The organism is Ancylobacter radicis (assembly GCF_018449475.1).
Classification (GTDB): Bacteria; Pseudomonadota; Alphaproteobacteria; order Rhizobiales; family Xanthobacteraceae; genus Ancylobacter; species Ancylobacter radicis.
The window spans coordinates 1-24,933 of record NZ_JAHCQH010000004.1; the positions used below are offsets into that span (position 1 = coordinate 1).

The following is a 24,933-nucleotide window of genomic DNA, read 5'->3' on the forward strand; positions in this document are numbered from 1 at the left end:
AGTCGTCCAGCAGCGGATTGATGCCGGCCTGCGCCGCCGTCTCAGCGTTCAGAGCGGCGGTGCGCTGCTGGATCATCTGCGTCAGCCGCTCATAGTCGTTCTGCCGCTCACGCGATGTCTTGCCCGCGCCTTCGACGGGCGCATCGGCGATCGACACGGTACTGACCGGCTGCGGCGCCATCACCGCCCCGCCCCGCCGGCTGGATCCGGCGCGAGGAGTATCCGCCGCAGGCGGGTTGTAGCCATAGGCCTGCGCTCGCTTCCTCAGCCCCTCCGGCGAATAGTCGATGCCCATGAACTCGCCGAGCTTGCGCCACACCGACGCATTGCCGATCTCAGCCAGGGCGGAACGCAGCGAGCCCAGCTTCTGCACGGCCCTCGAAATGAAGTCGGGCATGCTCTCGATGCTCGACGCCACGGAACCGAGGTTCTCAGCCGCCTGAGCACTGGCGCCTGTCGCCTCGTCGAGCTTGCCGACAAGGTTGATCAGCGCGTTGTTCACGCGGGTGAGACCTTGGCTCACGGTACCCGTCGCCTTGGCCGACTGCCTTTCGAGGTTCGGCATACCCGCAAGGAAGGCGCGGAAGAACGCCTCGCTCGACAGCTTCCCCTCGACCACCAGATTACGCAGCTTGGAGACTGAGCCGCCGGCTTCTTCTAGCCCATCCGCTACCGCCTGCAGGATCGGCCGGGCGCCCTCATTGATCGAGTTGAATTCCTCGGCCCGGACCACGGCGCCGCCCATGGCCTGGCTCAACTGCATCAGCGCGCCGGATGCCGCCTCGGCGCTGGTGCCGCCCACGCGCAGCGCCAGGGCGATTCCATCCGTGAAGCGGGTGAGATCCTCGGCCGAGGCCCCGAGCTCGCCCTGCGCCTGCGACAGGCGGGAATAGAGCGTCACCAGCGGTTCAATGGCGGTGCCGTTGCGCTGTGCGATGTCGAACAGGTCGCGGAAGGTACCCTGCAGCGCCGCGCCCTCAAGCCCGGCCACCTTCAGCGTATTAGCCAGGTCGGTATAAACCGCCGCCGCGCCGGCGATCTTCTGCACCGAGATAGCCGCCGCCAGGCTCGATGCCGCCGTGCGCGAAAGGGCGATCATGGCGGTTGATGTGCGCTCGGAGACCTGCCCCATGCTCTTTTCAATCCGCACGCTGGTGCGGGCGGCACCCTGCGACATCCTGTTGTAGGTGCGGGAGGTCACCGCATCGGCCCGCGCCATTGCCTTTTCAAGGCTGGTAATGCGGCCCTCGATGGCGACGGTCAGGCGATTGCTGTCGAGCGCCATGGCGCTATCCCTTCTGTGTGCGTTTCACAGCCTTGGAGATCGCGCGCTTTGCCCGCGATTTGATGCGCTTGCTGCTCAGGCGATAGGCCGGCCAGAAGAAGGGCTGGGCGGGCGTGTCGATGGTCCCGTACTCGACTGCCAGGGCATAGTCGTAATCCACGCCGGAACCACGCCGCACCTCCCGCGTGGTTGCCTCTCCGCCGGCCTCAACTCTCACCTCAAGATCGTGATCGCCAGGCTCGCGACGGATGGATGCGCGCAGCGTCCCGTCATCGACGGGCGCGAGGCGCCGCGCCATAGTGACCACCTCATCCGCGCTCTTCTCAAGCGTCGGCCGAAGCTCCCGCTTGACGGCTTCCGGGATAGCCATCAACCGCCGCTGAAGACGGGCAAGATCAGGCGACCGCGCCAAGCTCGGCCCCCTCGTCGAAATGCGCCGCATCGGCCTCAATGCCGTAGAGCGCCGCCTCAAGCAGCCGCGCCGCCAGGACCGCATAGGGGGCGATAGGATGAGCATCGAGGAAGCGCTGCACTTCCGTGCGCCCGATAAGGGCGCCACGGGCCGCGCTCGGCATGGCGAGACCGGCCGGGCCGGTCAGCGCTTCGGCCGTGCTGTCCGTCAGCATCGCATATTCGAGAACAAGCTCGACGTCGGAGCGTGTCCAGTCACCCTGTGCAAGGCGACGCAGAAGCGCGTGAGCCGAGCCCCGCAGTTCGCGCTCGAAAGCCGTCAGCGTCTCGCGCCGCAGCTGCAGGCGGCGCGCCTTGCCGTTGAAGATCGCGTTGATGTGCTCGAGCATATCAGCCTCTCATTGGTCGGGGCACGGGGTGTGAAAGGTGCCGGCCGCGCCGCAAAGGAGATCGGCCGCCGGCTGTCGGGGTTGTTGCGGACACTCGCCGACTTGTCCGGGCGCGCTGATGCGCGAGCGCGCCAATGCGCAGTGCCGGCGATGACGGCACTGCGCGCCTCGGGGAGGTCAGGTCTCGCTGATCTTGAGCAGCTTGATTGCCTCGAAGTCGTTCACCGCGCCGCCGACACGGCGATAGCAGTAGAAGATCACATGCGGCTTCGCGCTGTAGGGGTCGCGCAGCAGCCGCGTCGCGTGACGATCAACGATCGTGTAGCCGCGACGGAAATCGCCGAAAGCGATCGGGAAAGCGCCCGCGCCGATATCCGGCATTTCCTCGTCGAGCTCGACGGGATGCCCCAGCAGCAGGGCGGGCTGACCGGCCTGGGTCGCGTTCTGCCAGAGGTAATTGCCTTCCCCGTCCTTCATCTTGCGGACACTGCCGGCCGTCTTACGGTTCATCAGCCAGACGGCGCCGGGGCGGAAGGTCGCCTTCAGCGTATAGACGAGATCGATAAGGCAGTCGGCCGGGGCCGTGCTGGCGAAGGCGCTGGCATGGCCGCTGGGCACATACTGCAGCGATCCCCACGCGCGCGAATCGTCCGCTGCGATGCTCTTTGTATAGGTGAGGAAACCGCGCGGGCGCTTCACGCCGTCACCGGCAACGAAAGCCTCCCCTTCCTTCTGGCCGAGACGGTCGCCGACCTTGGCGACCAGCCATGTGGCGATGTCGATATTTGCGTCGTCGAGGATCGTCTGCGTCACCTTCGGCGCCGCGTAGAGCTCGCGCGCGGGGATCTCGAGAAGGCCCAGCTTCGGGCTCGAGGTTTCCGGCCGCGCTTCCTCCTCGCCGACCCATTCCGCCTGCGCCTGGTCGGCATCGACCAGTTCCGTGAAGGTGCCCGTACCGACGGGAACGACCCGTGCCAGGCGGCGCAGCGGCGACACATCGAAGATCCGCCGGGTGATCGCATCCGAGAAATACGGGGTGACGGTATAGCCACCATCCGGGTTGGACTGCGAGCCCATGGAGGCCTGGACGCCGCGCGACGACAGTTCCGCCAGCGGCCCGGCCTCACCCGCCCCGATGAAGGCACGCAGCGCCGCGTTCACGTCGTCATGCGGGGGCGTTTGCGCCGGCCCGCCGCTACCGCCGCCACTGAGCCGAAGCGACGCCATGGCAGCGTTGATATCGTCGACACCGGCAATGATGTTGTCGATCCGCTTCGATTCCTTGCTCTGAAAGCTCGCGAACGTCTGTCGCAGTTCATTGAAAACGGTTGCCGGATCATCGGAGAGCGGGCCGGCCTTGACCGACATGATGCCGCGAGCAGGCGGCATCGCCCCAGACGCGAGGGGAGAAGCCGGGAAGATCTCGCCGAGGTGCAGTCGAAGATTGGATGGCGACGGCCCCACAGCCGGCGCCATCGCGGCCGTGGCGAGCGCCGACATGGTGAGAATGTCATTCAGCGCACCGATGCGCGCCACGTCGTAATCATGATTGATCAGGCCCACGGCGATGATCACCGCCGCGAAAAGGCCCAGGGGGAGAAGGAAACGGCACGCTTTCATGGCGTTGCGCCTCTATTGATCGTGTGAGTGAGGTGCGAGAGGTCGCCCGCTGATCGCAGAGCGAAACCAGCCCGCAGTGACAAACCGAACCGCTCGGGCCCAAGGCCTGCGAGTGCTCCGGAACGGGCTGCATCACGCTCACCCGCAAAAGCCGCGAAGTCTTGCGGCCCGCCAGTCCCCAGCTACATCACGCGCACCAGGAACCCAATTCAATCATCATCTAGAAGTCTGAAAGCTCTTAAGCCAGGCTGCATCACGCGCGCCCAACTAATTTGAGATTCATCTCACATATTAAAAATGTCAAGTCAGGAAATAAAACAACAAATTCAACTATCTAAGTACTGTAACGCACTGATATTATTACTTTTTATTTAAAAGATATCCTTTGTTAGCCCGAAAATACGATTAACAAGGAAAAAAATCTGCGAATGAGGGGGACGCGGGTCCGCGCTCTGAGAGGGCTATAGACTTTTTGCCCCCCCTACCTTTGCTGCTGAACCCGGCTCTCAACTGGGGTAATGCCGCCGAGTGACCGGATCACCTCTTGGGCTCGCTGGACCACTCGCTTGCGCTCATCTTCTGTATGCACCACGCGCTCATGTCGGCGCGCCTCCATCTCCCGTGTGATGCGCTCATCGTACAGCGCGCGGCGGCCGTCGTTGGGAGAGCTCTCTTGAAAGCGCCGACGTTCACCCGTGATCAGCCGAACGCCCTTCCCCACCCTCGACAAGAGCCCGGCATCTTCCATCTCGCGCAGACGCCGCTGCACCACATCCTCGGACTGCATCGTGCGTGCAGCCAGATACTCAGGATCAGCAGGGCTGTAGGCGACATGATCGCTGATGTCGGCAAGCGCCAGCAGCACAAGCCGAGCGCTGGGCTGAAGGGCCGGCACATCCCATGCCCAAGAAATCAATTCAGCACTCATCAGTGACGATCTCCCTAGACATCAACCTCAGACATGGAGCCGCCTCACTGGCTGCATTCCAGCGCTCGATTTGAACTGCCGCGTATTCCCATCTCTGCTTTCGAAGGCTTCTTTCTTCTCTTTGCTCTTCGTGGGGTTCATAATTTTGGATCGTGCAACCGATTTGGACCCTATCGGCCTGTGAGCGGTCGGGCCGCGTTTGATCCACGCCAGCCATTCGGGCGAAACGATCTCCACCATGTTCGGAAGGCTCTTTGCGCCGCGGCGAGGCCGGTTGGTAACTCTGATCAAGCCCAGCCTTCGCGCCTCATGCAGGGCGTTCTGAACAGACGTGCGGCAGACACCAGCCAGGGCGGCAATCTTGTCGATGGGCAGGTCACAGGCGCCCCGGTGCTTGACTTCGCCAGCGACGATGGCGAGCACCGCCCGCTCGGCTTCAGTGAAGCGCCCGCGAAGTTTGTCCGGCATCGACCCTGAACCGCCCAAGGAGCGCCGCCGCTGCCGCGAGGCCTCGCGATCTGGCGAGGTCTGTCTCCGGCGGGGCGCGAACCGTGACATGATCTGGAGGGCCCGGCCTGCCGAAGGCGGGCAAGGAAAGCGCTTCATCGAGCCACGCCGCGCCTCGATCAGGACCGAAAGAGCTTGCGCCTCTTCATCGTTCAGCAGACCAGAACCATGCAGATTCCACAGGCGGCGAGAGAGGTCATCAAGTCCCTCGATGCCGGTTACGCTGATCGCGTCGCGCATCGTGGCGACGGCGCCGGCTGAGCGGGAAAATGGGACAAGCTCGGTTGTATCGCGACCAGAAACGTTGAGTTTCTCAGTCGTCCCAAATCGGCTTAACGCGTTGCCAAGGCTAAGAGCGGCGCGGCCTACCGGGCCCACCAATGACATCGCGGTTGTCCATGCGGTGGTGATGGCCGACAGAGGGCGCGCGCCCTATAAGGAGAGTGGCGCCGAACTGCCGGCGTCCTCTGCGAGGCTTTGCACATGCCGAACCTTTTCGCTTCCGCTGCCGTGCGCCGCATCGGTGCGGCCTTCCTGCTGTCCCTGATGGCGCTCGGCCTCGCCGGCTGCGGGGTCAACACGATCCCCACCGAGGAGGAGCGCGCCAAGGCGGCGTGGAGCGAGGTGCTGAACCAGTATCAGCGGCGCTCCGATCTGATCCCGAACCTCGTTGAAACGGTGAAGGGCTATGCCCAGCAGGAAAAGGACGTTCTCACGCAGGTGACGCAGGCGCGCGCCAATGCCACCTCGATCAAGGTGGACGCCGATACCATCACCGACCCCGCCAAGTTTCAGCAGTTCCAGAGCGCGCAGGGCCAGCTTTCCAGTGCGCTGGGGCGGCTGATCGCGGTGGCCGAGGCTTATCCGGACCTGAAGTCCAATCAGAACTTCCTCGCCCTGCAGGCGCAGATCGAGGGCACGGAAAACCGCATTGCCGTCGCGCGGCGCGATTATATCGAGGCGGTGCGGGTCTATAATACCGAGCTGCGCACCTTCCCCGGCGCGCTGTGGGCGATGACGCTGTACCGCGCCAACAAGCCGATGGAGACCTTTACCGTCTCCGAGGAGCAGATGAAGGTGCCGCAGGTGAAGTTCAACTAGGCGGGTGAGGCCTGTGCTGATGCTCCGCTCCGCCCGCCGGCTCCTGCCCGCCGCCGCGCTGCTTTTTGCCCTCTTCGTGCTCGGTGGACTGGCCGGGGTGGCGCGGGCCGAACTGGCCTTTCCCGCGCTCACCGGCCGTGTGGTCGACGCAGCCGGTATCCTCGATGCGTCGACGCGGGCAAGCCTCGATGCGGAACTGGCCGCGCAGGAGGCCAAGACGACCGACCAGTTCGTCGTCGCGACCGTCGCGTCGCTTGAGGGCACCTCGGTCGAGGACTATGCCAACCGTCTGTTCCGCCATTGGAAGCTCGGCCAGGCGGATAAGGACAATGGCGTGCTGCTGCTCGTCGCGCCGAATGAGCGCAAGGTCCGCATCGAGGTTGGATATGGCCTCGAAGGGGTGCTGCCCGATGCGGTGGCGAGCACCATCATCAGCACGACGATCCTGCCCGCCTTCCGTGCGGGCGACTTTGCCGGCGGAATCACACGCGGCGCGGCTGCGATCCTCGAAATCCTCAATCTCGACCCGGCTGAAGCGGAAGCGCGCGCCCGGCAGGCGGCCGAGCCGGCGATGACCGCGGATGACTGGATCTTCATCATCATCTTTGTCGCGATGATCCTGTTCTGGGTCTTCGTCATCTATCGGCAGGTTCGTTCCGGGCGGGGCAGGGGCGTTCGTCGTGGCGCCGCGCTCGGCACGGCGGCGGGCTGGGAATGGGGCCGTCGCTCCGGTAGCGGCGGCGGTGGCTGGTCCAGCGGTGGCGGCGGCTTCTCCGGCGGTGGGGGTTCATCGGGTGGCGGTGGCGCCTCGGGGAGTTGGTGATGGCCGAGGCGAGCGAGACTTTTCTCACGACGGATGAACAGACACGGCTTGCCGCCGCCATCGCGCGGGCGGAGGCCGGCACGGCAGGTGAAATCCGGGTGGTGCTGTCGACCCGGCCGCTCACGGACCATGCGTTTCATGCGCTGATGTGGGCCGCGATCATCGCCTTGGTGATCCCCTGGCCGCTGGCGTTTCTGATGCCGGTCGGTGTCGCGGCCTTGCTGGCGTTTCAGGCAGGCAGCTTTCTGCTGCTCGGTGCCATGCTCGCCTTCACCCCGCTGGGCCGGCGCTGCGTGCCGGCCGTGGTCGAGCGCGCGGCGGCGCGTAAGGCCGCGCTGGATCATTTTCTCGGCTTCGGCATCCACCAGACACGAGATCGGACGGGGGTTTTGATCTTTATCGCGCTGCCGGAGCATCGGGTTGAAGTGGTGGCCGATGAGGCCATTCACGCTCACGTCGGCACCCATGCATGGGAGGATGTGTGCACCCGCGTCCTCGCCGGGGCGCGGGCGGGCCGGCTTGCCGAGGGGATCGAGGCGGGCATTGCCGAGGCGGGGCGGCTGCTCGCCAAGCATGCGCCGCGCGGCGAGGTGGACGCGGACGAACTGCCGGACAGGGTCGTCATTCTCTGAACGGTCGGTGATCCATCGCGCGCGCTGAAAGGGTTGCGCGCGTTGATGCTGAAGCGCATAAGCCCGGCCAAGAAGATTGGAGGAATTCCATGCCTGCCTACCGCTCCCGTACCACCACCCATGGCCGCAACATGGCCGGCGCGCGCGGCCTCTGGCGTGCGACGGGCATGAAGGATGGCGATTTCGGCAAGCCGATCATCGCCGTGGTGAACTCCTTCACCCAATTCGTGCCCGGCCATGTGCACCTGAAGGATCTCGGCCAGCTCGTGGCGCGTGAGATCGAAGCGGCGGGTGGTGTGGCCAAGGAGTTCAACACCATCGCGGTCGATGACGGCATCGCCATGGGCCATGACGGCATGCTCTATTCGCTGCCCTCGCGCGAATTGATCGCCGACAGCGTGGAGTACATGGTCAACGCCCATTGCGCCGACGCCATGGTCTGCATCTCCAATTGCGACAAGATCACGCCGGGCATGTTGATGGCCTCGCTGCGCCTCAACATCCCCACCGTGTTCGTCTCCGGTGGGCCGATGGAAGCCGGCAAGGTGGTGCTGGGCGGCAAGACCAAGGCGCTCGACCTCGTCGATGCCATGGTGGCGGCGGCCGATGATCGCGTGTCGGACGAGGATGTGCAGGCGATCGAGCGGTCGGCCTGCCCGACCTGCGGCTCCTGCTCGGGCATGTTCACCGCCAATTCGATGAACTGCCTGACCGAGGCGCTCGGCCTGTCGCTGCCGGGCAACGGCTCGACGCTGGCCACCCATGCCGACCGCAAGCGTCTGTTCGTCGAGGCCGGCCATCTCATCGTCGATCTCGCCCGCCGCTATTACGAGCAGGACGATGCCGGCGTGCTGCCGCGCAACATCGCAACCTTCGCCGCCTTCGAGAACGCGATGACGCTCGACATCGCCATGGGCGGCTCGACCAACACCGTGCTGCATCTGCTGGCCGCTGCTCATGAGGGCGAGGTGCCCTTCACCATGACGGATATCGACCGGCTGTCGCGCCGCGTGCCGGTGCTGTGCAAGGTGGCTCCCGCGATCGCCGATGTGCATATGGAAGACGTGCACCATGCGGGCGGGATCATGGGGATCCTCGGCGAACTGGACCGCGCCGGCCTGCTCGACACCTCGGTCGGCAGCATCCATGCGCCGAGCCTCAAGGCGGCACTGGATCAGTGGGACGTCAAGCGCACCAGCAGCGCCTCCGTGCACGAGTTCTTCCGCGCCGCGCCGGGGGGGGTGCCGACGCAGGTCGCCTTCTCCCAGTCCGCCCGCTACGAGGATGTCGACACCAACCGTGACACGGGTGTCATCCGCAATGCCGAGCACGCCTTCTCCAAGGATGGCGGCCTTGCCGTGCTGTTCGGCAACCTCGCCGAGGATGGCTGCATCGTGAAGACGGCCGGTGTCGACGAGAGCATCCTGAAATTCACCGGCACCGCGCGGGTGTTCGAGAGCCAGGACGATGCCGTCTCCGGTATTCTCGGCAACCGGGTGAAGCCGGGCCAGATCGTGCTGATCCGCTATGAGGGCCCGCGCGGCGGGCCGGGCATGCAGGAAATGCTCTACCCGACCAGCTATCTGAAGTCGAAAGGCCTCGGCAAGGAGTGCGCGCTGATCACCGACGGGCGGTTCTCCGGCGGCTCCTCGGGCCTGTCCATCGGCCATGTCTCGCCGGAAGCGGCCGAGGGCGGCACGATCGGCCTCGTGCATGAGGGCGATACGATCGAGATCGACATTCCGAACCGGCGCATTCACCTCGCGGTCAGCGACGAGGTGCTTGCCGCCCGCCGCGCCGAGCAGGAAGCTCAGGGCTGGAAGCCTGCCGCCCCGCGCAAGCGCAACGTGACCACGGCGCTCAAGGCCTATGCGGCGCTCGCCACCAGCGCCGCCAAGGGCGCGGTGCGCCAGATACCCTGATCGAGTCGGCGCGCGCTGATCTTTTCGGATGGGGCGGAGCCGTCGCTTTGCCCGTCCGCCCCGTCGGCTGGGACAGCCCTCATTTGTAAGCGGAGGCACACATGGCCGACGAAGACGACGCATATGTTTACGACGAGGCCACCGGCGAGTGGCGTCCGGCTTCCGAGCTGAAGGCGGCCGCGGCGGCGGCCTCCGAGGTGCGGGACGCCTCGGGCACCCTGCTGGCGGACGGCGATTCCGTCGTTCTCATCAAGGATCTCAAGGTCAAGGGCGCCGGCCAGACGCTGAAGCAGGGGACGGTCATCAAGACCATCCGGCTCACCGATAACCCGGAAGAGATCGATTGCCGTCACGAGGCGATCAAGGGTCTGGTGCTGCGCACGGAGTTCGTCCGCAAGCGCGGCTAGTCGGGGTATTTTAAAACCGCCGGTGCGGGGCTCCTACCCGAAAGGGGAGTTGCGCCGCGCCGCCGGTGTGGATCAGATGGCGCATCCCAGCAGGCGGAGCGACCATGGCCGACTATGTGAAAATCAGTGGATTTCTTGGCGCCTGCGTCACCGGCGTGGCGCATTTCCTCACCGATTTGCGCAAGGCGCCGGTGCTGGACGAGAAGGCGGGGTATGGCGATTCACCGAGCCTGCCGAAGCCCAAGCCCACCCTGATTCCGGTGATGAAGATCGCCCCTGCGGTCGGCTGGCCGAAGGGGCGCCGGCCGACCCCCGCGACGGGCTTCAAGGTGGTATCATTTGCCGGCGATCTCGATCACCCCCGCTGGGTCTATGAATTGCCGAACGGCGATATCCTCGTCGCCGAAACGGCGTCACCGCCGTCACCGCCCGATGTGTTCAGCCTGCGCTGGTGGGCGATGGGTTTTGTGCTCGTGCGGGCCGGGGCGGGGGTGAAGAGTGCGAACCGCATCACCCTGCTGCGCGACGCGGATGGCGACGGCGTCGCCGAGATCAAGCTGCCCTTCCTGGAGAACCTGAATTCGCCCTTCGGCATGGTCCTGATCGGCGACCAGTTCTATGTGGCCAATGCCGACAGTGTGGTGCGCTTCCCCTATGTGCCGGGCGCAACCCGTATCGATGCCGCGCCGGTGAAGATCTGCGACCTTCCCGCCGGGCGAAACCACCATTGGACCAAGAGCATGGTCGCCAACAAGGCGGGCACCAAGCTCTATGTCGGCGTGGGTTCCAACTCCAATGTCGGCGAATTCGGCATGCATGAAGAGGAGAACCGCGCCAACATTCTGGAGGTCGACATCGCCACGGGAGCGGTGCGCGTCTTCGCGGGCGGTCTTCGCAACCCTGTGGGCATGGACTGGAATCCGGTCACCGGCGAGCTGTGGACCAGCGTCAATGAGCGCGACGAGATCGGCGACGACCTCGTGCCGGACTATATGACCTCGGTGAAGGACGGCGCCTTCTATGGCTGGCCCTACAGTTATTGGGGCCAGACCGTCGACGAGCGGGTGAAGCCGCAACGGCCCGATCTCGTGGCCAAGGCGCTCAAGCCGGACTATGCGCTGGGCTGCCACACGGCGTCCCTCGGCTTGACCTTCGTCGATGATGATCGCTTCGGCGCGCGCTTCCGCAACGGCGTGTTCATCGGCCAGCATGGCTCATGGAACCGCAACCCGCCCTCGGGCTATCGCGTCATTTTCATACCGTTCGCCGATGGCAAGCCGGCCGGTGAACCGGAGGAAATCCTTGGCGACTTCCGGGTCGATGGCAAGGCGCTCGGCCGTCCGGTGGGCGTGCTGGTGGACAAGCGGGGCGGGCTGCTGGTGGTGGACGATGTCGGCGACTGCATCTGGCGCGTGACGCCCGCCTGACCACCGACCGCGGTTTCCACGAAAACAGACGCCGGCGCCGGACGGGTCCGGCACCGGCGCAAGTTGGGCCCTGGACCGCGGGAGGGGGAGAGCGGTCCGCCGGGATAAGGCCGCAGCGGGGGAGCTACGGCTTTCGGTAATAAGATACCTCAGAGGTCATCCGGAGGTCGTTGAGCGGGTGACAGAAGCTGCCACCCGGTCACGATCACGCGCCGCGGCAGGGCTTGTAGCCGGCGGCGAGCAGTTCGCCACGGGAGAACACCACCCAGTCGCGGGCCGGCGGCGTGAAGGCTGCGCGGGCCTTCTCACGCGCCCAGTTCGGCAGCGCGACGTAGTTGGCGCGGGTCTGCGTATCGGCGAGCGCCCAGGCGGCCTTATCGCCGCGCAGACCATCCACCGGACGGGCGGCGTGGAGCGAAATCTCGGCCGAACGACCGACGCAGACCTGGTTCTTGGGCAGCGAGAGCACGACGAGGCCGCAGGCCGACTCGCACACGCCGGTGAGCTGGACCTGACGCTTCCCGATGGAGGCGCGCAGCTTCATGCTGTCGAGCTCGGTGCCGCCCTTGTGATGCCAGATTTCGAGGGCCGAGCCGCTCTGGCCGCCCTGCTCGAAAACCTTGTTGCCATCGCCGCGCTGCGGGATCATCTGCCAGTCACCCCAGCTCGCGCCGCCGTAATACTGAGCAGATGCCGGCATCGCAAGGCCGAGGCTGATGAAGAGAGCGATAATGATCTTTTTCATTGTAGTACTAGATTCCCGTTGCCTATGTTGAATCAGTCAAAATTGACATTGATTGTCCCGACCGAGGCTGGGATTGCGGTCAGCCCCGCGACTAACGCCACGTTCGGCTTGCCGCGACTGCCGGTATGCACAAGCGAACTTGCGCGAAACTGTCGTGATGTGAATTGAGGGCACGCGCGATCGGCTGGCCGGCCGAAGCTCGTCCCGCTTTGTGGTGATAGGTAATATGAAACCGTCAGATGCGTGGCGTATTGGACAACGGGTCTCTCGCCGTAATAGCGCCGACTTCGCAGGCTGCTGTGTGGTTCTGCCGTTCGGTCAACGGAGCGGCGTTTTCGGAGTGTTTTCGATGCTTGTGCGCCGCGTGTCTCTCTGTGCCGTCCTGCTGGTTGCCAGTTTTGTTCCGCTAGCGGCGCAGGAGCTGCCCTCGGCTCCGCGGCGGCAAATTATTACCGTCAGTGGCGAAGGAATCGTGCGGGCGGTGCCGGATATGGCGAGCTTTTCCAGCGGGGTGGTGAGCGAGGCGAAGACCGCGCGCGAGGCGCTCGACGCCAATTCGCAGGCGGTGGGAGCGATGGTTGCTGCGATCAAGGAGGCCGGGATCGAGGCGCGCGATATCGCGACCTCCGGCTTCTCGGTCCAGCCGCGCTACGCGCCGCCGCGCAAGGACGGCACCGGGGAGCAAAATATTACCGGCTACGAGGTGCGCAACACCGTCACCGTGCGGGTGCGCGATCTGGCGCGCCTCGGCGATCTGCTCGACAAGGTGGTGACGACGGGGGCCAACCAGATCGACGGCGTCTCCTTCGACATCGCCGAACCCGTCAAATTGCAGGAAGAGGCGCGTGTGGCCGCGGTGAAGGATGCCCGGCGGCAGGCGGAGATCATGGCCGAGGCGGGCGGTGTCAGGCTCGTGCGGGTGCTGTCCATGACCGCCGACGGCGCCAGCGCCCCGCCGATGCGGCGCATGATGGCCGCTCAAATGATGAAGGCGGAATCGGTGCCGGTCGAGGCCGGCGAGAGCGAGATTCGTGCTGGCGTCACCGTGACTTACGAGATCGAGCCGCGCTAGGCAGCCGGCCCGGTCGCCGGGCGCGGCGGCATCAGCAGCCGTAGCGCGCCCGGTAATATGTTATAGTTCAGCGGCATGGTTTCGCGGTCGAGTTCGCCATCGGTCGAGACCCAGGAACGGGACCGGTTGTGGCGCACGACGGTGATGGAACGGCCGGCAAGGCTGACAATGCCGGGATTTCCCCGCCAGTTGTCGGTGACCATGTCGGCGCCGGCCTTGAGCAAAGCGAGGGCGCCGCGATCCTCGGCGATGTGGATTTCCAGCAGCCCCTCGTCGAGCCGCCCGCGCCGCCAGCCGGGCCCGGTGAAGCGGTTCACGGATACCAGCGCGGCAAAGGCGCTGAAGCTGTGCGCGGTGCCGTCAATGGTGACGTCGAGTTCCATCCGGCCGGAACGGCGGATGGCGTGGAAGGCGGCGAAGGCCACGGCAAAAAACCGCCAGAGCTTCAGCTTGCGCGCGGCTTCACGCGCCCGCGCCATCTGGCTGAAGAAGCCCATGCCGGAAATCGTGTGAAACATCTTGCCGTTAAGCGTGGCGAGATCGACCGTGGACGGCTGCGCCTCGTCGAGCGCGGCAAGGGCGGCCTCCAGCTCCATCGGCATGCCGATATCATGCGCCAGCAGGTTGAGCGTGCCGAGCGGCAGGATGCCGAGCACCTTGTCCGACCCATCGAGGCTGCTGACCGCCAGATTGACGCTGCCGTCGCCGCCGCCGACGATCACGGTATCATGTTGCCCCCGACCGGATTCCCGGATGGAGCGCAGCAGGTTCTTGCCGCTCAGCAGATGGACTTCAAGCGTGCGCCCTTCCTTGCCGAGTTCGCGCTCGACGAGGTCGCGCACCGCCTCGCCGCCACGGTCCAGCAGGGTCCCGGCGCGGGCGTTGAGCAGCACGAGGACGTGGCGCATGGACGGGGCCGTGGCGTCGGCTGCGCGGGCGTTGCTCTGCATGTTCGGCTTCCGGGAAGGGGAGAGGGTCAGGGACGCGGTAGATAGTGCGGATTGCGGAGGGGGCGAGGATAAGGCACTGATTCCGGCATCTTTCCGGCAGGAGGCGACGCCATCATGGCGGATAACCGCGCGACATTCCCCATCATCCGGCTGCGCGCCGGCATTCTTGTGCTTGTGGCGCTTACATTTATTTCCGTCAGCGCCGGCCGGTGGATGGCGACGCTGTTCTCGCTCGGCTGGGGCTGGGCGGCGCTGATCGGCGTCGCGGTGGCGGTGCTGATCGCGCTGATCGTCTCGCGCCTCGACCGTGTGGCCTATTTCGGCATCGCGGTGCTGATCATCCTGTTCGCCAGCTACACCGCCTATGATTTCGCCCGTGGGCCGGTCGACTGGTCGCAGGGGTCGGCGCTGCTGCTGGCGCTGATTCCGGCCGTTCTGCTCGGCGCCGCCTTCTGGGATTTCCGCCATTTCGTGCGCGAGGTGCGGGCCTGGGCGAACAGCCGGAGCTGATCGGAAGGGGGCCATTCGGCCCGCACCCGGACGGGTGTGGCTCTCGGTGTTTTATTACCTCCTTACGTGCCGCTTTATCGTCCGGGGTGCGGAGTTCGCCTGTTTTTCTGTTGGTGAACAAACGGCCAGTGAGGCCGATGAGGTGGACGATCAGGCCGAAGAGTCGCATCAGACCCGTCGCATCAGACCCGTCGCGTCAGACCCGTTGCGTCGGACCCAGGGTCGCCCCGCCGGATCGGCGCGTGCCTCTAGCGGAGGACGAGACGGCGCAGGCCGAGGGTCAGCCGGCGGCGCAGCCGATGCAGCAGCGGGCGGGGATCGGCCGGGCGCGGCGCGGCGGGAGGGACGGGCAGGGGGGCGCTTTCCACCTGCCGCGCCTGCGTGAACCAGAGGCGGGCGCCTTCCGGGTCGGCGGGGCCGCCCAGCCCTTCGGCCAGCGCCGAGGCATAGGCCCGCAGGTCGCCCGCCTCGCCGGTGGCGCAGGCCCGCTCCAGCGCCCGCCGGGCCACCTGTTGCAGGGCCGGGATGCCTGAGGTGCGCAGGCCCGCCCCGACATTGCGGCAGAAGGCCGGGACGCCGCTCTCCACCGCCTGCTCGAACCAGGGAAGGGCGGCGGCCAGGTCTCCGCTGCGCTCCAGCAGCAGCCGCGCATAATCGAACTGGCCGCGATAATCGCCGCCCTCGGCGCCCCGCCGGTACCAGCGCAGCGCCGCGGCGGGACGGGCCGGGCGGTCCCAGCCCTGCTCCAGATAGCGCCCGATCATGGTCATCGACTTCACGTGGCGACCCATATGGCGCCCGCGCGCCGCGCGCACGAACCAGACTAGCGCCTGCGCCCGGTCCGGGGCGACGCCGTGGCCGTCGAGCAGCAGGCAGGCGAGGTTGAACTGGCCCCAGCCATGGCCCTTTTCCGCCGCCGCGCGGTAATGCCGGGCGGCTTCCGACGGGTCGGCCGGCACGCCCCAGCCGCGCTCATGGCAGCGGCCGACCATGTTGATTCCCTCCGCGCTGCCGGCCGCTGCCGCGATGGAGAACCAGCGCAGGCCGGCCTGCGGATCGCGCGGCACGCCATGGCCGTCCAGCAGCATCTGGCCGAAAGCGAGCTGGGCGTTGATGAGGCCGTTGAGCGCGGCGGCCTCGACCCAGCGGGCGGCCTGCTCGGGCCCCTCACTGATGCGCGCGCGCAACACATCCGGGCCCATTCGTTTCAGCTCGGTAAAGGAAATCCACGTCGCGCGCACGGCTGAAACGGTCCTTGGCGGTTGGCGCGGTGGCCTCGGGATGGCCGGGGAACCGCTGGTTTTCGTTGTTTTTCATAAGGTCATACCCCCTGAAGGGGCAAGTCATGCGTGCAGCTTCATAATATAATAATTCCAGACTGCATCTCGTTTGAGTCGTTCCATGATCATGTTTGGAAACAATAAAAAACATACTGTTTGATGACCCCCCTGATGAAAGTTATGAGACAAAAATACATGACGTAGGGGTTGGGGACTCATGAAGACCTTGAAGACACTCCGTTCCGTTGCACCAAACGCAGCGATGGTTGCCGGTTTTGCTGCCACCATGTCGGCGGTTCCGCTGTTCGGTGCCGCCGCGCAGCAGGCGGCGACGACGCCGGTTTCCACTGACGAATTGCCGACCGTGACGGTCGAGGATGAAGGCTCGCCGGCCAATACGCTGGAAGCCTCGACCGGCCTCAGCCGGCTGCCCGGCACGATCCAGGACACGCCGCAGATCGTGAACGTGATCACCCAGGAGACGATGCAGCAGCAGGGCGTGACCACGCTCGAACAGGCGCTGCGCAATGTTCCGGGCGTCACCGCCGGCATTGGCGAGGGCGGCGGCGGCATGAATGGCGACCAGTTCCGCATTCGCGGCTTCCAGGCCAAGGGCGACATCTTCATCAACGGCCTGCGCGATTTCGGCGTCTATGTCCGCGACAGCTTCGCCTATGAGAGCGTGGAAGTGTTCAAGGGCTCCAGCTCGGAATCCTTCGGCCTCGGCACTACCGGCGGCGCCATCAACTCGACGCTGAAGGCCGCCCATCTCGGCGACAAATATGATGTCGAGGGCCAGTTCGGCACCGGCCCGCTCTATCGTGGCGTGTTCGACATCAACAAGCAGATCGACGCCTCGACCGCGATCCGCATCGTCGGCATGGTCAATGAGCAGGACGTCGCCGATCGCGACAATGTCGAATCCAACCGCTACGGCTTCATGGCCGATGTCGGCTTCGGTCTCGGCACGGACCAGACGCTGCACGTCAATTATCTGTACCAGCATGGCGAGCGCACGCCCGATTACGGCGTTCCGGTCGTCACCCCCGGCTATGGCGATGTCGCCAAATATGGCTCGCTCGGCCAGCCGGTGACGGAATGGGGCGTGCCGCGCTCCACCTTCTACGGCAAGGTGACCGACCAGGACGTCACCGACACCAACATGCTGACGGTGAACTTCAAGAAGGAGGTCAATGACTGGCTGACCTTCACCAACGACACCCGCTTCGGCTACTACACCCGTGATTTCTCGACCAGCGTGCCCGGCTGCTCCAGCGTCACCACCTCGGCCAGCGCCTATGCGGCGAGCTGCACCGGCCAGTTTCTGGCGGGCGGTAACCCGGCGATCTCGTTCGGCGGCGGCAATCCCGGCTTCTATCAGGAGAGCTGGAGCGCGCAGAACATCTCGACCCTGACGGCGAAGTTCAACACCGGCTTCCTGCGCCATGAAGTGGTCGCCGGCATCGACATGTATTCGGTGAGCGACAGCCGCACGCTGGTCTCGGTCAGCGGCTCGAAGGGCACCTCGACCATCTATGATCCGGTGTTCGACAACACCACGGGCTATTATCTCTACTCCAACCCCTGGGGCAATAACGGCCAGCGCAGCTCCGGCTCGACCGATTTCGGCATCTTCGTCAGCGACCGCATGTGGTTCACCGAGGAGGTCTCGTTCCTCGCCGGCACGCGCTATGACAGCTACTCGGCCGATTACCGCTACTGGTCGGTCACCAACAATGTCGGCAGCTGGGTGAACGCCGACAGCCAGACCGATTTCTGGAGCCCGAAGCTCGCTCTGATCTGGGAGCCGACGCCGTTCCAGACCTATTACGTCTCCTGGTCGAAGTCCTTCACCCCGCAGGGCGCCTTCCCGACCAACGACATCACCGTGGTCAGCCCGACCCAGAACGACCTGGAGCCGGAAGACAACGAGACCTATGAAGCCGGCTTCAAGGTTTCCTTCCTCGAAGGCCGCCTCGGCGTCACCGGCGCGATCTTCCGCACCGACAAGAGCAACGCCTTCTACACCGACCCGGTGACGGGCGACTCGGTGGAAACCGGCGAGAACCAGCGCGTGCAGGGCGTGGAACTCGGCCTCACCGGCAACATCACCAAGGCGTGGACCATTCAGGCCTCCTACGCCTATTACGACAGCGAGATCCAGACCAGCTCGGCCACCACGGGCACCAATCCTCTTCCGGCCAATTACTACGCCGGCAACGAGGTGCCCTTCGTCTCGCCGAACAACTTCACCCTGTGGACGACCTATAATCTCAGCGACCTCTGGAAGCAGATTCCGGGCGAGCTGCTGGTCGGCGCCGGCGTGACCTATGCGGATGAGTACTTCACCAACACCGCCAACACCGCGATCATTCCCGACACCTTCTCGCTGGATGCGCTGATTTCCTACAAGAAGGACAATTACCGGATCGCGCTCAACGCCTACAACCTGACCGACGAGCTGAACTACTCGGCCGGCTGGGGCAACCGCGCGGTGCCGGCCTCGGGCCGCACCTTCACCCTCACCGTGGGGGCCACCTTCTGACGGGCCTCGCCCTTCGGAAATCCTGACCGTCGACCCTCTGGGGGAAGGCCCGCTCGCGCGCGGCTTTCCCCCTCTTTTCCATTGCGGGCCCCGCCATGCTGATCCAGATCCCCGACATTCTCACCCCCGAGGAAGTCGCCCATTGCCGCCGCGTGCTGGAGGCCTCGCAATGGGTGGATGGCCGCGTCACCGCCGGGGCGCAGGCGGCGCTCGCCAAGAAGAATTTGCAGATTCCCGTCGAGTCGCGCGAGGCGCTGGAACTCGGCGATCTGATCCTGCGCGCGCTCGGCCGCAATCCGCTGTTCAACGCCGCCGCCCAGCCGCTGCGCGTGCTGCCGCCGATGTTCAACCGCTACGATGTCGGCATGAAGTTCGGCGCCCATGTCGACGGGGCGATCCGCACCATTCCCGGCACCGGCCAGCGGCTGCGCTCGGATGTGTCGACCACCATCTTTCTCACCGATCCCGACGACTATGACGGCGGCGAACTGGTCATCGAGGACGCCTTCGGCACGCAGGAGGTGAAGCTGCCGGCCGGCCATGCCGTGGTCTACCCGGCCTCCAGCCTGCACAGCGTCAACGAGATCACCCGCGGCAGCCGCTGGGGCTCGTTCTTCTGGACCCAGTCGATGGTGAAGGATGCCGGCCAGCGCGCCATGCTCTACGATCTCGACATGGCGATCATGGACGCGCGCACCCGGCTGCCGGATGACGACCCGGCGGTGCTCTCGCTCGCCAATGTCTATCACAACCTGCTGCGCCACTGGGCGGAGCTGTAAGGCCCGCCGGCGCCGGCGGGACTGACGCGGCGGCAGATTGACAGCCCGGCGGCCGCATGGGAGGCCTCAGCCTCTCACGAGGCGCGATCCATGGCCTTTTCCCCCCTCTCGACCGAGCTGATCGGCGGCGCCGCCGCCCTGCTCACCACGCTCTGCTGGCTGCCGCAGGCGCTGAAGATCCTGCGCACCCGCGAGACGCGCGATCTCTCGCTCATCGCCTATCTCGCCTTTGCCGGCGGGGTCGGGCTGTGGCTGGTCTATGGCCTGCTGATCGGCTCGATTCCGGTCATCGCGGCCAATGCGGTGACGCTGCTGCTGCTGCTCGGCATCCTCTCGCTCAAGCTGCGCTACGGGTAATCCATGACCAACCTGCTGCCGCCCTCCGTCCTGCCGATCGTGCTGCTGCTGGCCTCGAACATCTTCATGACGTTCGCCTGGTATGGCCATCTCAAGCACAAATCCTCGCCGCTGGTGATCGCCATATTGGCGAGCTGGGGCATCGCCTTCTTCGAGTACTGCCTCGCCGTGCCGGCCAACCGCTATGGCTCGGCGGTCTATTCGACGGCGCAGCTGAAGACCATGCAGGAGGTCATCACCCTCTTGGTGTTCGCCGCCTTCTCGGTGTTCTGGCTGAAGGAGCCGCTGGGCTGGAACCACGCGCTCGGCTTCACCTTCATCGCGCTCGGCGCGTGGTTCATCTTCCAGAAATGGTGAGCCGCGCCTAATCCTCGGTCCGGCTCGTGCCGGGCCGGTCGCGCTCATAATGATGCGCGAGCGGGAAGGGCGGCAGGAAGCTCTCGCGCCGGATGGTCCAGAGCTCATAGGTCGGGGTGAAGCCGTCGGGCGTGTCGAGCGTGCCGAGATACAGCTCGACCTCGTCGCCGGAGCGGCCGAACACCGGCGAGCCGCAGCGCGGGCAGAAATGCCGGCCCTCATAGTCGCCCGTGGCGCCGGCGACGCTCACCGCCTCCTGCGGAAAGATCGCCGAGGCGTGGAACAGCGCGCCATGGTGCTTGCGGCAGTCGAGGCAATGGCACAGCCCGACGCGGTAGGGTTTGCCCGTGGCCTCGATCCGCACATCGCCGCACAGGCAGCCGCCCGTCACCTTGTCCATAGCCGCGTCCCTCTGGTCTCCGCGCCAACGCCGCGCCGCGACCAGTCTAGCGCATCAATCGGCCGGGGCGAGGCGCAGCAGGCGGCCATTGCCGGGATCGTCGGTCAGCAGCCAGAGCGCCCCGTCCGGGCCCTGGCGCACGTCGCGGATGCGCTCGCCCAGATCGGCCAGCAGCACTTCCTCCGCGACCACGCTCCCGCCCGCCGGGTCGAGCTTGATCCGCACCAGCCGCGCCCCGGAGAGCCCGCCGGTGAATAGGCTGCCCTGAAACGGCTTCATCAGTTCGCCCGTGTAGAAGGCGAGGCCGGACGGGGCGAAGGACGGATCCCAATATTTGACCGGCTGTTCCATGCCGGGCTTGGCGGTGCCCTCGCCGAGCGTCGCGCCGCTATAGTCGCGGCCATAGGAAATGACCGGCCAGCCGTAATTCTTGCCGGCCTCGGGATGGTTCAGCTCATCGCCGCCGCGCGCGCCGTGCTCGATGGTCCACAGCCGCCCGGTGGCCGGGTCGAGCGCCGCGCCCTGCACGTTGCGGTGGCCATAGCTCCAGATTTCCGGGCGGGCATTGGGCGTGGCGCGGAACGGGTTGTTCTGCGGCACCGCGCCATCGGGCAGGATCCGCACGACCTTGCCGATATGGGTGGACAGGTTCTGCGCCTCGTTGCGCAGCGTGCCCCGGTCGCCCAGCGTGATGAACAGCGTGCCGTCGCGGCCGAAGACGAGGCGCGAGCCGAAATGCTGGGTGGCGGTTCCCGCCGGATTCTGGCGGAAGATCACCTCCACCTTGTCGAGCCGAGCGGTGCCGGCTTCCTCGACCAGCCGGGCGCGGGCGACGCTGGTGCCGGCCGCACCCTCGCGGGGCTCGGCATAGGAGAAATAGACCATCCGGCTGCTGTCGAAATCCGGCGCCAGCGCGACGTCGAGCAGGCCACCCTGACCGCGGGCGAACACCGGCGGCACGCCGGCGACCGGATCGGACACGGTGCCGTTGCGGCTGACGATGCGCAGCCGGCCGGGCCGCTCCGTCACCAGCATCCGCCCGTCGGGCAGGAAGGCGAGGCCCCAGGGATTCTCCAGCCCCGCCGCGACCGTCTCGACCATCAGCGGGCCGGCGGAGGAGGTGACCTTGACCGGATCCGGCATGGCCTTCTGCACCGGCTCCTGCGCGCGGGCGGGGGAGAGGGCCGGGCCGGCGGCCAGCAGGCCGGAAAGGGCGAGGGTGGAGAGGGCGAGGGTAGAAAGGCGGTATCGGCTCACGCGGTCATTCCTCGTCTGTCACCGTTGCCGGAATGGTTAGGGCGGTGAGATGCCCGCGCCAATGGGGCTGCGGTGACAAGCGAGTGATGACGCTGCGGAAATCACCCTGGGAGGTGACGCTCAACCGCGCCGGCTGCGCGGCGCTTCGATCCGGCGCGGCTCGCCCAGCGTGTCGCGCAGCATGAAGGTGGTCAGCCCGCACAGGCCGACAAAGCCGGCGAGCAGCAGGGCGCCGATGGCGACGCGGCCTTCGGCATCCGGCAGGGTGGAAATTTCCATCGCCGAGGCGCGCTGCAGGCCGAACAGGCACAGCACGGCGACGATGGCGAAGGTGAGCGAGAGCACGACGCCGGCTTCCATCAGCGCGCGGCGCAGGCGACGGCGGGCGGTGTGGTGGGCGGGAGCCGCGCCGGCCGAGGCGGCAAGGCCATCGACATGAGCGGTGGTGACCGGCGCATGGGGCGTTGAATGCGGCATGGCGAACTCCTTTCCGATCGAGTGCGGCGGGTGCGTCCTCGATGAAAGGCAAGTTCGCCGGTGAACCCGGCCCAGCTTCGGCGCGACTATGCTTGTGCCGGTATCATTTCAGGGCAATTTGGGGGCAAAAGGTTAAGCGACGCTAACCATTTGCCGGCTGCCGACCGGGCGCCACGCCATGTCGACGTGCCCGGCCTGCCCGGCCACGCGGTCGAGCCAGGCCCGCACGGTCGGAAAGGGCGCGAGATCGAAATCGCCTTCCTCGGCCACATGGGTGTGGGCGTAGAGCGCGATATCGGCAATGGACAGCACGCCGTCGACGAAGAAGGGGCGGCGCGCGAGGTGGCGCTCCATCACCCGCAGCGCGGCGTGGCCTTCCTCCATCCAGCGGTCGATGTCGTGGGTGCGCAGATCGCGCCCGCCGCGCACCAGCTTCAGCCAGAAACGGGCGGCCGCGATGGCCGGCTCATGGCTGTGCTGCTCGAAGAACATCCAGCGCAGCACCTCGGCCCGCGCCAGCCGATCGGCCGGCAGGAAGGGCGTGCCCTCCGCCAGATAGAACAGGATGGCGTTCGATTCCGCGAGAAAGCGCCCGCCCGGCATTTCCAGCAGCGGCACGCGCCCTTCCGGGTTCTTCATCATGAAATCGGGCGTGCGGTTCTCGCCGCTGAGCACGTCGACATCCACCAGTTCGAAGGGCAGGCCGAGACGGGCGAGCAGCAGGCGGACCTTGTAGCAATTGCCGGAACTCTGCATCGAATGGAGCTTGAGCACGCGCGAATCCCGGTCGACAGGGTGGAGACGTAAGGTCAGCGGCAGCTTATCGCATCTGCAAGGCGCCTCGCAGGTGGGGAATCGCTTGCCGGCGCGCAAGGGCTCGACTAGTTGTCGCGCGCAAAACACCTCAAGGGAGTTCGGCCAATGAGCCTGATATCCGCCGCCCTGAAGCGCATCAACCCGTCGCAGACGATCGCCATTTCCAACAAGGCGCGCGAGCTGAAAGCGGCCGGTCGCGATGTGATCGCGCTGGCGGCCGGCGAGCCGGACTTCGAGACGCCCGACAACATCAAGGAAGCCGCCATCAAGGCGATCCATGATGGCCAGACCCGCTACACCGCCGTCGACGGCATTCCCGAGCTGAAGGCGGCGATCGTCGCCAAGTTCAAGCGCGAGAACGGCCTCACCTACAAGCCGAGCCAGGTGACGGTCGGCACCGGCGGCAAGCAGGTGCTGTTCAACGCGCTGGTGGCGACGCTCGATGCCGGCGACGAGGTCATCATCCCCGCGCCCTATTGGGTGTCCTACCCGGACATCGTGCAGTTCGCGGGCGGCACCCCGGTGCCGGTCGAGACCCGGCTTGAGGACAATTTCAAGCTCCAGCCCGAGGCGCTGGAAGCGGCGATCACGCCCAAGACCAAGTGGCTGATCTTCAACTCGCCGTCCAACCCGACCGGTTCGGCCTATAACCGCACCGAGATGAAGGCGCTCACCGATGTGCTGGTGAAGCATCCGCATGTGTGGGTGCTGACCGACGACATGTATGAGCACCTCGTCTATGACGATTTCGAATTCGTCACCCCGGCGCAGGTCGAGCCGGCGCTCTATGACCGCACGCTGACCATGAACGGCGTGTCCAAGGCCTATTGCATGACCGGCTGGCGCATCGGCTATGCGGCGGGCCCGGAGGCGCTGATCAAGGCCATCGGCACGCTCCAGTCGCAGTCCACCTCGAACCCCAACTCCATCGCCCAGTGGGCGGCGGTCGAGGCGCTGAACGGTCCGCAGGACTTCATCGCCGCGAACAACAAGGTGTTCAAGGAGCGCCGCGATCTGGTGGTCTCCATGCTCAACCAGACCAACGGGCTGACCTGCCCGAAGCCGGAGGGCGCGTTCTACGTGTACCCGTCCTGCGCCGGGCTCATCGGCAAGACCGCGCCGTCGGGCAAGGTTATTGATACGGACGAGGCGTTCGCCAGCGAACTTCTCGAGGCCGAAGGCGTTGCCGTGGTCCATGGCTCGGCTTTCGGGCTCGGCCCGGCGTTCCGTATCTCCTACGCGACCGCCACCAAGGATCTGGAAGAAGCGTGCCTGCGCATCCAGCGTTTCTGCGGCTCGCTGCGCTGACCGCCCCCTGTCGGCGATGGCCGGGCTGCCGCCTGGCCGTCGCCTTCGACCTCCGCGGGCGCCGGTCCGGTCATCGGGCCGGTCCTGCGCACAAAGGAAACTGAAAATGATCCGTTCCGTTCTGTCGCGTAGCCTTCTCGCCGCGGCTCTCGTCGCCGGCGCCGCCGGCCTGTTCGCCGCCCCCGCCGCTGCCCAGAGCGGGCGCGTGCAGGTCGGCGTGCTGGAATGCCGTGGTTCCAAGTCGGTGAGCTTCATCATCGGTTCCAAGCGCACGCTGGACTGCACGTTCAACGCGCCGAAGGGCCGTAAATACGCCTATGAGGGCACGATCCGCCGCTGGGGCCTCGACATCGGCGTCACCGGCCGCAACGCGCTGGTGTGGTCCGTGCTGGCGCCCTCGCGCGGCGTTCGCTCCAGCGATCTGGCCGGCAGCTATGCCGGCGTCTCCGGCAGCGTGGCGCTCGGCCTCGGTGTCGCCGGCAACGTGCTGGTGGGCGGTTCCAACAAGACCATCGCCCTGCAGCCGGTCAGCGTCGAGGGCCAGACGGGCGTCAACCTCGCGCTCGGCGTGGGCGACCTGACGCTGCGCGCCAAGTAAGCTGCGCGCCAAATGAGTTGGCGGCCGGTC

The 24,933-nt window shown here is 66.1% G+C and carries 27 protein-coding genes; 14 read left to right on the top strand and 13 right to left on the bottom strand.

Going from position 1 to position 24,933, the window contains the following annotated elements:
* From KIP89_RS00235 to KIP89_RS00260, 6 genes are all read right to left on the bottom strand, one after another.
* A partial coding sequence (locus KIP89_RS00235; RefSeq protein WP_213753414.1) for a tape measure protein occupies window positions 1–1,285 on the bottom strand: 1,285 nt, incomplete at its 3' end.
* 4 nt (window positions 1,286–1,289) lie between these two features.
* Window positions 1,290–1,727 carry an HK97-gp10 family putative phage morphogenesis protein gene (locus KIP89_RS00240; RefSeq protein ID WP_256441395.1) on the bottom strand — a complete coding sequence of 146 codons (438 nt, stop codon included), beginning with the start codon at window positions 1,725–1,727 and terminating at the stop codon, window positions 1,290–1,292.
* Window positions 1,681–2,085 carry a hypothetical protein gene (locus KIP89_RS00245; RefSeq protein WP_213753416.1) on the bottom strand — a complete coding sequence of 135 codons (405 nt, stop codon included), beginning with the start codon at window positions 2,083–2,085 and terminating at the stop codon, window positions 1,681–1,683. The genes KIP89_RS00240 and KIP89_RS00245 overlap by 47 nt, the downstream gene beginning before the upstream one ends.
* Window positions 2,086–2,262: 177 nt before the next feature.
* Window positions 2,263–3,585 carry a phage major capsid protein gene (locus KIP89_RS00250; RefSeq protein WP_213753417.1) on the bottom strand — a complete coding sequence of 441 codons (1,323 nt, stop codon included), beginning with the start codon at window positions 3,583–3,585 and terminating at the stop codon, window positions 2,263–2,265.
* A gap of 601 nt (window positions 3,586–4,186) precedes the next feature.
* Window positions 4,187–4,633 (bottom strand): helix-turn-helix domain-containing protein, encoded by a 447-nt coding sequence (locus tag KIP89_RS00255; protein ID WP_213753418.1) that lies wholly within the window; start codon window positions 4,631–4,633, stop codon window positions 4,187–4,189.
* Between the two features lie 27 nt (window positions 4,634–4,660).
* On the bottom strand, window positions 4,661–5,527 hold the full coding sequence (locus KIP89_RS00260; protein ID WP_213753419.1) for a hypothetical protein: 867 nt from the start codon (window positions 5,525–5,527) through the stop codon (window positions 4,661–4,663).
* Window positions 5,528–5,623: 96 nt separating this feature from the next.
* Between KIP89_RS00260 and KIP89_RS00265 the strand changes: the two genes are divergently transcribed.
* The 6 genes from KIP89_RS00265 (at window position 5,624) to KIP89_RS00290 (ending at window position 11,452) form a co-directional block, all read left to right on the top strand.
* Window positions 5,624–6,241, top strand: coding sequence for a LemA family protein (locus tag KIP89_RS00265; protein ID WP_213753420.1), 618 nt, complete (start codon window positions 5,624–5,626; stop codon window positions 6,239–6,241).
* A gap of 19 nt (window positions 6,242–6,260) precedes the next feature.
* Window positions 6,261–7,064, top strand: a complete 804-nt coding sequence (locus KIP89_RS00270; protein WP_213753421.1) for a TPM domain-containing protein — start codon at window positions 6,261–6,263, stop codon at window positions 7,062–7,064.
* A complete protein-coding gene (locus tag KIP89_RS00275; protein ID WP_213753422.1) occupies window positions 7,064–7,696 on the top strand; it encodes a TPM domain-containing protein in 633 nt (210 codons plus the stop codon). Before KIP89_RS00270 ends, KIP89_RS00275 begins: the two co-directional genes overlap by 1 nt.
* An 89-nt stretch (window positions 7,697–7,785) precedes the next feature.
* Window positions 7,786–9,618 (top strand): dihydroxy-acid dehydratase, encoded by a 1,833-nt coding sequence (gene ilvD, locus KIP89_RS00280; RefSeq protein WP_213753423.1) that lies wholly within the window; start codon window positions 7,786–7,788, stop codon window positions 9,616–9,618.
* 101 nt (window positions 9,619–9,719) lie between these two features.
* Window positions 9,720–10,025, top strand: coding sequence for an alkylphosphonate utilization protein (locus KIP89_RS00285; protein WP_213753424.1), 306 nt, complete (start codon window positions 9,720–9,722; stop codon window positions 10,023–10,025).
* 104 nt (window positions 10,026–10,129) lie between these two features.
* Complete coding sequence (locus tag KIP89_RS00290; protein WP_213753425.1) at window positions 10,130–11,452, top strand: PQQ-dependent sugar dehydrogenase; 1,323 nt, start codon at window positions 10,130–10,132, stop codon at window positions 11,450–11,452.
* 205 nt (window positions 11,453–11,657) lie between these two features.
* Here the strand turns inward: KIP89_RS00290 and KIP89_RS00295 are convergent, their stop codons facing one another.
* Window positions 11,658–12,197, bottom strand: coding sequence for a hypothetical protein (locus KIP89_RS00295; RefSeq protein ID WP_213753426.1), 540 nt, complete (start codon window positions 12,195–12,197; stop codon window positions 11,658–11,660).
* A gap of 349 nt (window positions 12,198–12,546) precedes the next feature.
* Here KIP89_RS00295 and KIP89_RS00300 point away from each other — a divergent pair, with 349 nt between their 5' ends.
* On the top strand, window positions 12,547–13,269 hold the full coding sequence (locus tag KIP89_RS00300; protein WP_213753427.1) for an SIMPL domain-containing protein: 723 nt from the start codon (window positions 12,547–12,549) through the stop codon (window positions 13,267–13,269).
* Here KIP89_RS00300 and KIP89_RS00305 read toward each other — a convergent pair.
* Window positions 13,266–14,219, bottom strand: coding sequence for a diacylglycerol/lipid kinase family protein (locus KIP89_RS00305; protein WP_250152089.1), 954 nt, complete (start codon window positions 14,217–14,219; stop codon window positions 13,266–13,268). The genes KIP89_RS00300 and KIP89_RS00305 overlap by 4 nt on opposite strands.
* A 114-nt stretch (window positions 14,220–14,333) precedes the next feature.
* Here KIP89_RS00305 and KIP89_RS00310 point away from each other — a divergent pair, with 114 nt between their 5' ends.
* Entirely contained in the window at window positions 14,334–14,729 is a 396-nt protein-coding gene (locus KIP89_RS00310; RefSeq protein WP_213753428.1) for a hypothetical protein, read from the top strand.
* Between the two features lie 248 nt (window positions 14,730–14,977).
* On the opposite strand, the gene KIP89_RS00315 is transcribed toward KIP89_RS00310, so the two are convergent.
* A complete protein-coding gene (locus KIP89_RS00315) occupies window positions 14,978–15,970 on the bottom strand; it encodes a tetratricopeptide repeat protein (protein ID WP_369807008.1) in 993 nt (330 codons plus the stop codon).
* A 325-nt stretch (window positions 15,971–16,295) separates the two neighbouring features.
* Here KIP89_RS00315 and KIP89_RS00320 point away from each other — a divergent pair, with 325 nt between their 5' ends.
* The 4 genes from KIP89_RS00320 to KIP89_RS00335 all read left to right on the top strand — a co-directional run bounded on the left by KIP89_RS00320 (window position 16,296) and on the right by KIP89_RS00335 (window position 20,047).
* The gene (locus KIP89_RS00320) at window positions 16,296–18,554 is read left to right on the top strand and encodes a TonB-dependent receptor (protein ID WP_250152090.1); all 2,259 of its coding nucleotides are present in this window, start codon (window positions 16,296–16,298) and stop codon (window positions 18,552–18,554) included.
* A gap of 95 nt (window positions 18,555–18,649) precedes the next feature.
* Window positions 18,650–19,333, top strand: coding sequence for a Fe2+-dependent dioxygenase (locus tag KIP89_RS00325; RefSeq protein WP_213753430.1), 684 nt, complete (start codon window positions 18,650–18,652; stop codon window positions 19,331–19,333).
* A 90-nt stretch (window positions 19,334–19,423) separates the two neighbouring features.
* The gene (locus tag KIP89_RS00330) at window positions 19,424–19,690 is read left to right on the top strand and encodes a SemiSWEET family sugar transporter (protein WP_213753431.1); all 267 of its coding nucleotides are present in this window, start codon (window positions 19,424–19,426) and stop codon (window positions 19,688–19,690) included.
* A gap of 3 nt (window positions 19,691–19,693) precedes the next feature.
* Window positions 19,694–20,047 (top strand): DMT family protein, encoded by a 354-nt coding sequence (locus KIP89_RS00335; RefSeq protein WP_213753432.1) that lies wholly within the window; start codon window positions 19,694–19,696, stop codon window positions 20,045–20,047.
* Between the two features lie 7 nt (window positions 20,048–20,054).
* Here KIP89_RS00335 and KIP89_RS00340 read toward each other — a convergent pair whose 3' ends face one another.
* The 4 genes from KIP89_RS00340 to KIP89_RS00355 form a co-directional block, all read right to left on the bottom strand.
* Complete coding sequence (locus tag KIP89_RS00340) at window positions 20,055–20,447, bottom strand: GFA family protein (RefSeq protein ID WP_213753433.1); 393 nt, start codon at window positions 20,445–20,447, stop codon at window positions 20,055–20,057.
* Between the two features lie 54 nt (window positions 20,448–20,501).
* Window positions 20,502–21,704, bottom strand: coding sequence for a PQQ-dependent sugar dehydrogenase (locus KIP89_RS00345; RefSeq protein WP_369807009.1), 1,203 nt, complete (start codon window positions 21,702–21,704; stop codon window positions 20,502–20,504).
* Between the two features lie 120 nt (window positions 21,705–21,824).
* Window positions 21,825–22,181: a hypothetical protein gene (locus tag KIP89_RS00350; RefSeq protein WP_250152091.1), complete on the bottom strand. Its 357-nt coding sequence runs from the start codon at window positions 22,179–22,181 to the stop codon at window positions 21,825–21,827.
* A gap of 132 nt (window positions 22,182–22,313) precedes the next feature.
* The gene (locus KIP89_RS00355; RefSeq protein ID WP_213753434.1) at window positions 22,314–22,955 is read right to left on the bottom strand and encodes a glutathione S-transferase family protein; all 642 of its coding nucleotides are present in this window, start codon (window positions 22,953–22,955) and stop codon (window positions 22,314–22,316) included.
* A 147-nt stretch (window positions 22,956–23,102) separates the two neighbouring features.
* Here KIP89_RS00355 and KIP89_RS00360 point away from each other — a divergent pair, with 147 nt between their 5' ends.
* Both KIP89_RS00360 and KIP89_RS00365 read left to right on the top strand, forming a co-directional pair.
* Window positions 23,103–24,305, top strand: a complete 1,203-nt coding sequence (locus KIP89_RS00360) for a pyridoxal phosphate-dependent aminotransferase (protein ID WP_213753435.1) — start codon at window positions 23,103–23,105, stop codon at window positions 24,303–24,305.
* A 106-nt stretch (window positions 24,306–24,411) separates the two neighbouring features.
* Window positions 24,412–24,903: a DUF992 domain-containing protein gene (locus KIP89_RS00365; protein ID WP_213753436.1), complete on the top strand. Its 492-nt coding sequence runs from the start codon at window positions 24,412–24,414 to the stop codon at window positions 24,901–24,903.
* The last annotated feature ends 30 nt before the right edge of the window (window positions 24,904–24,933 follow it).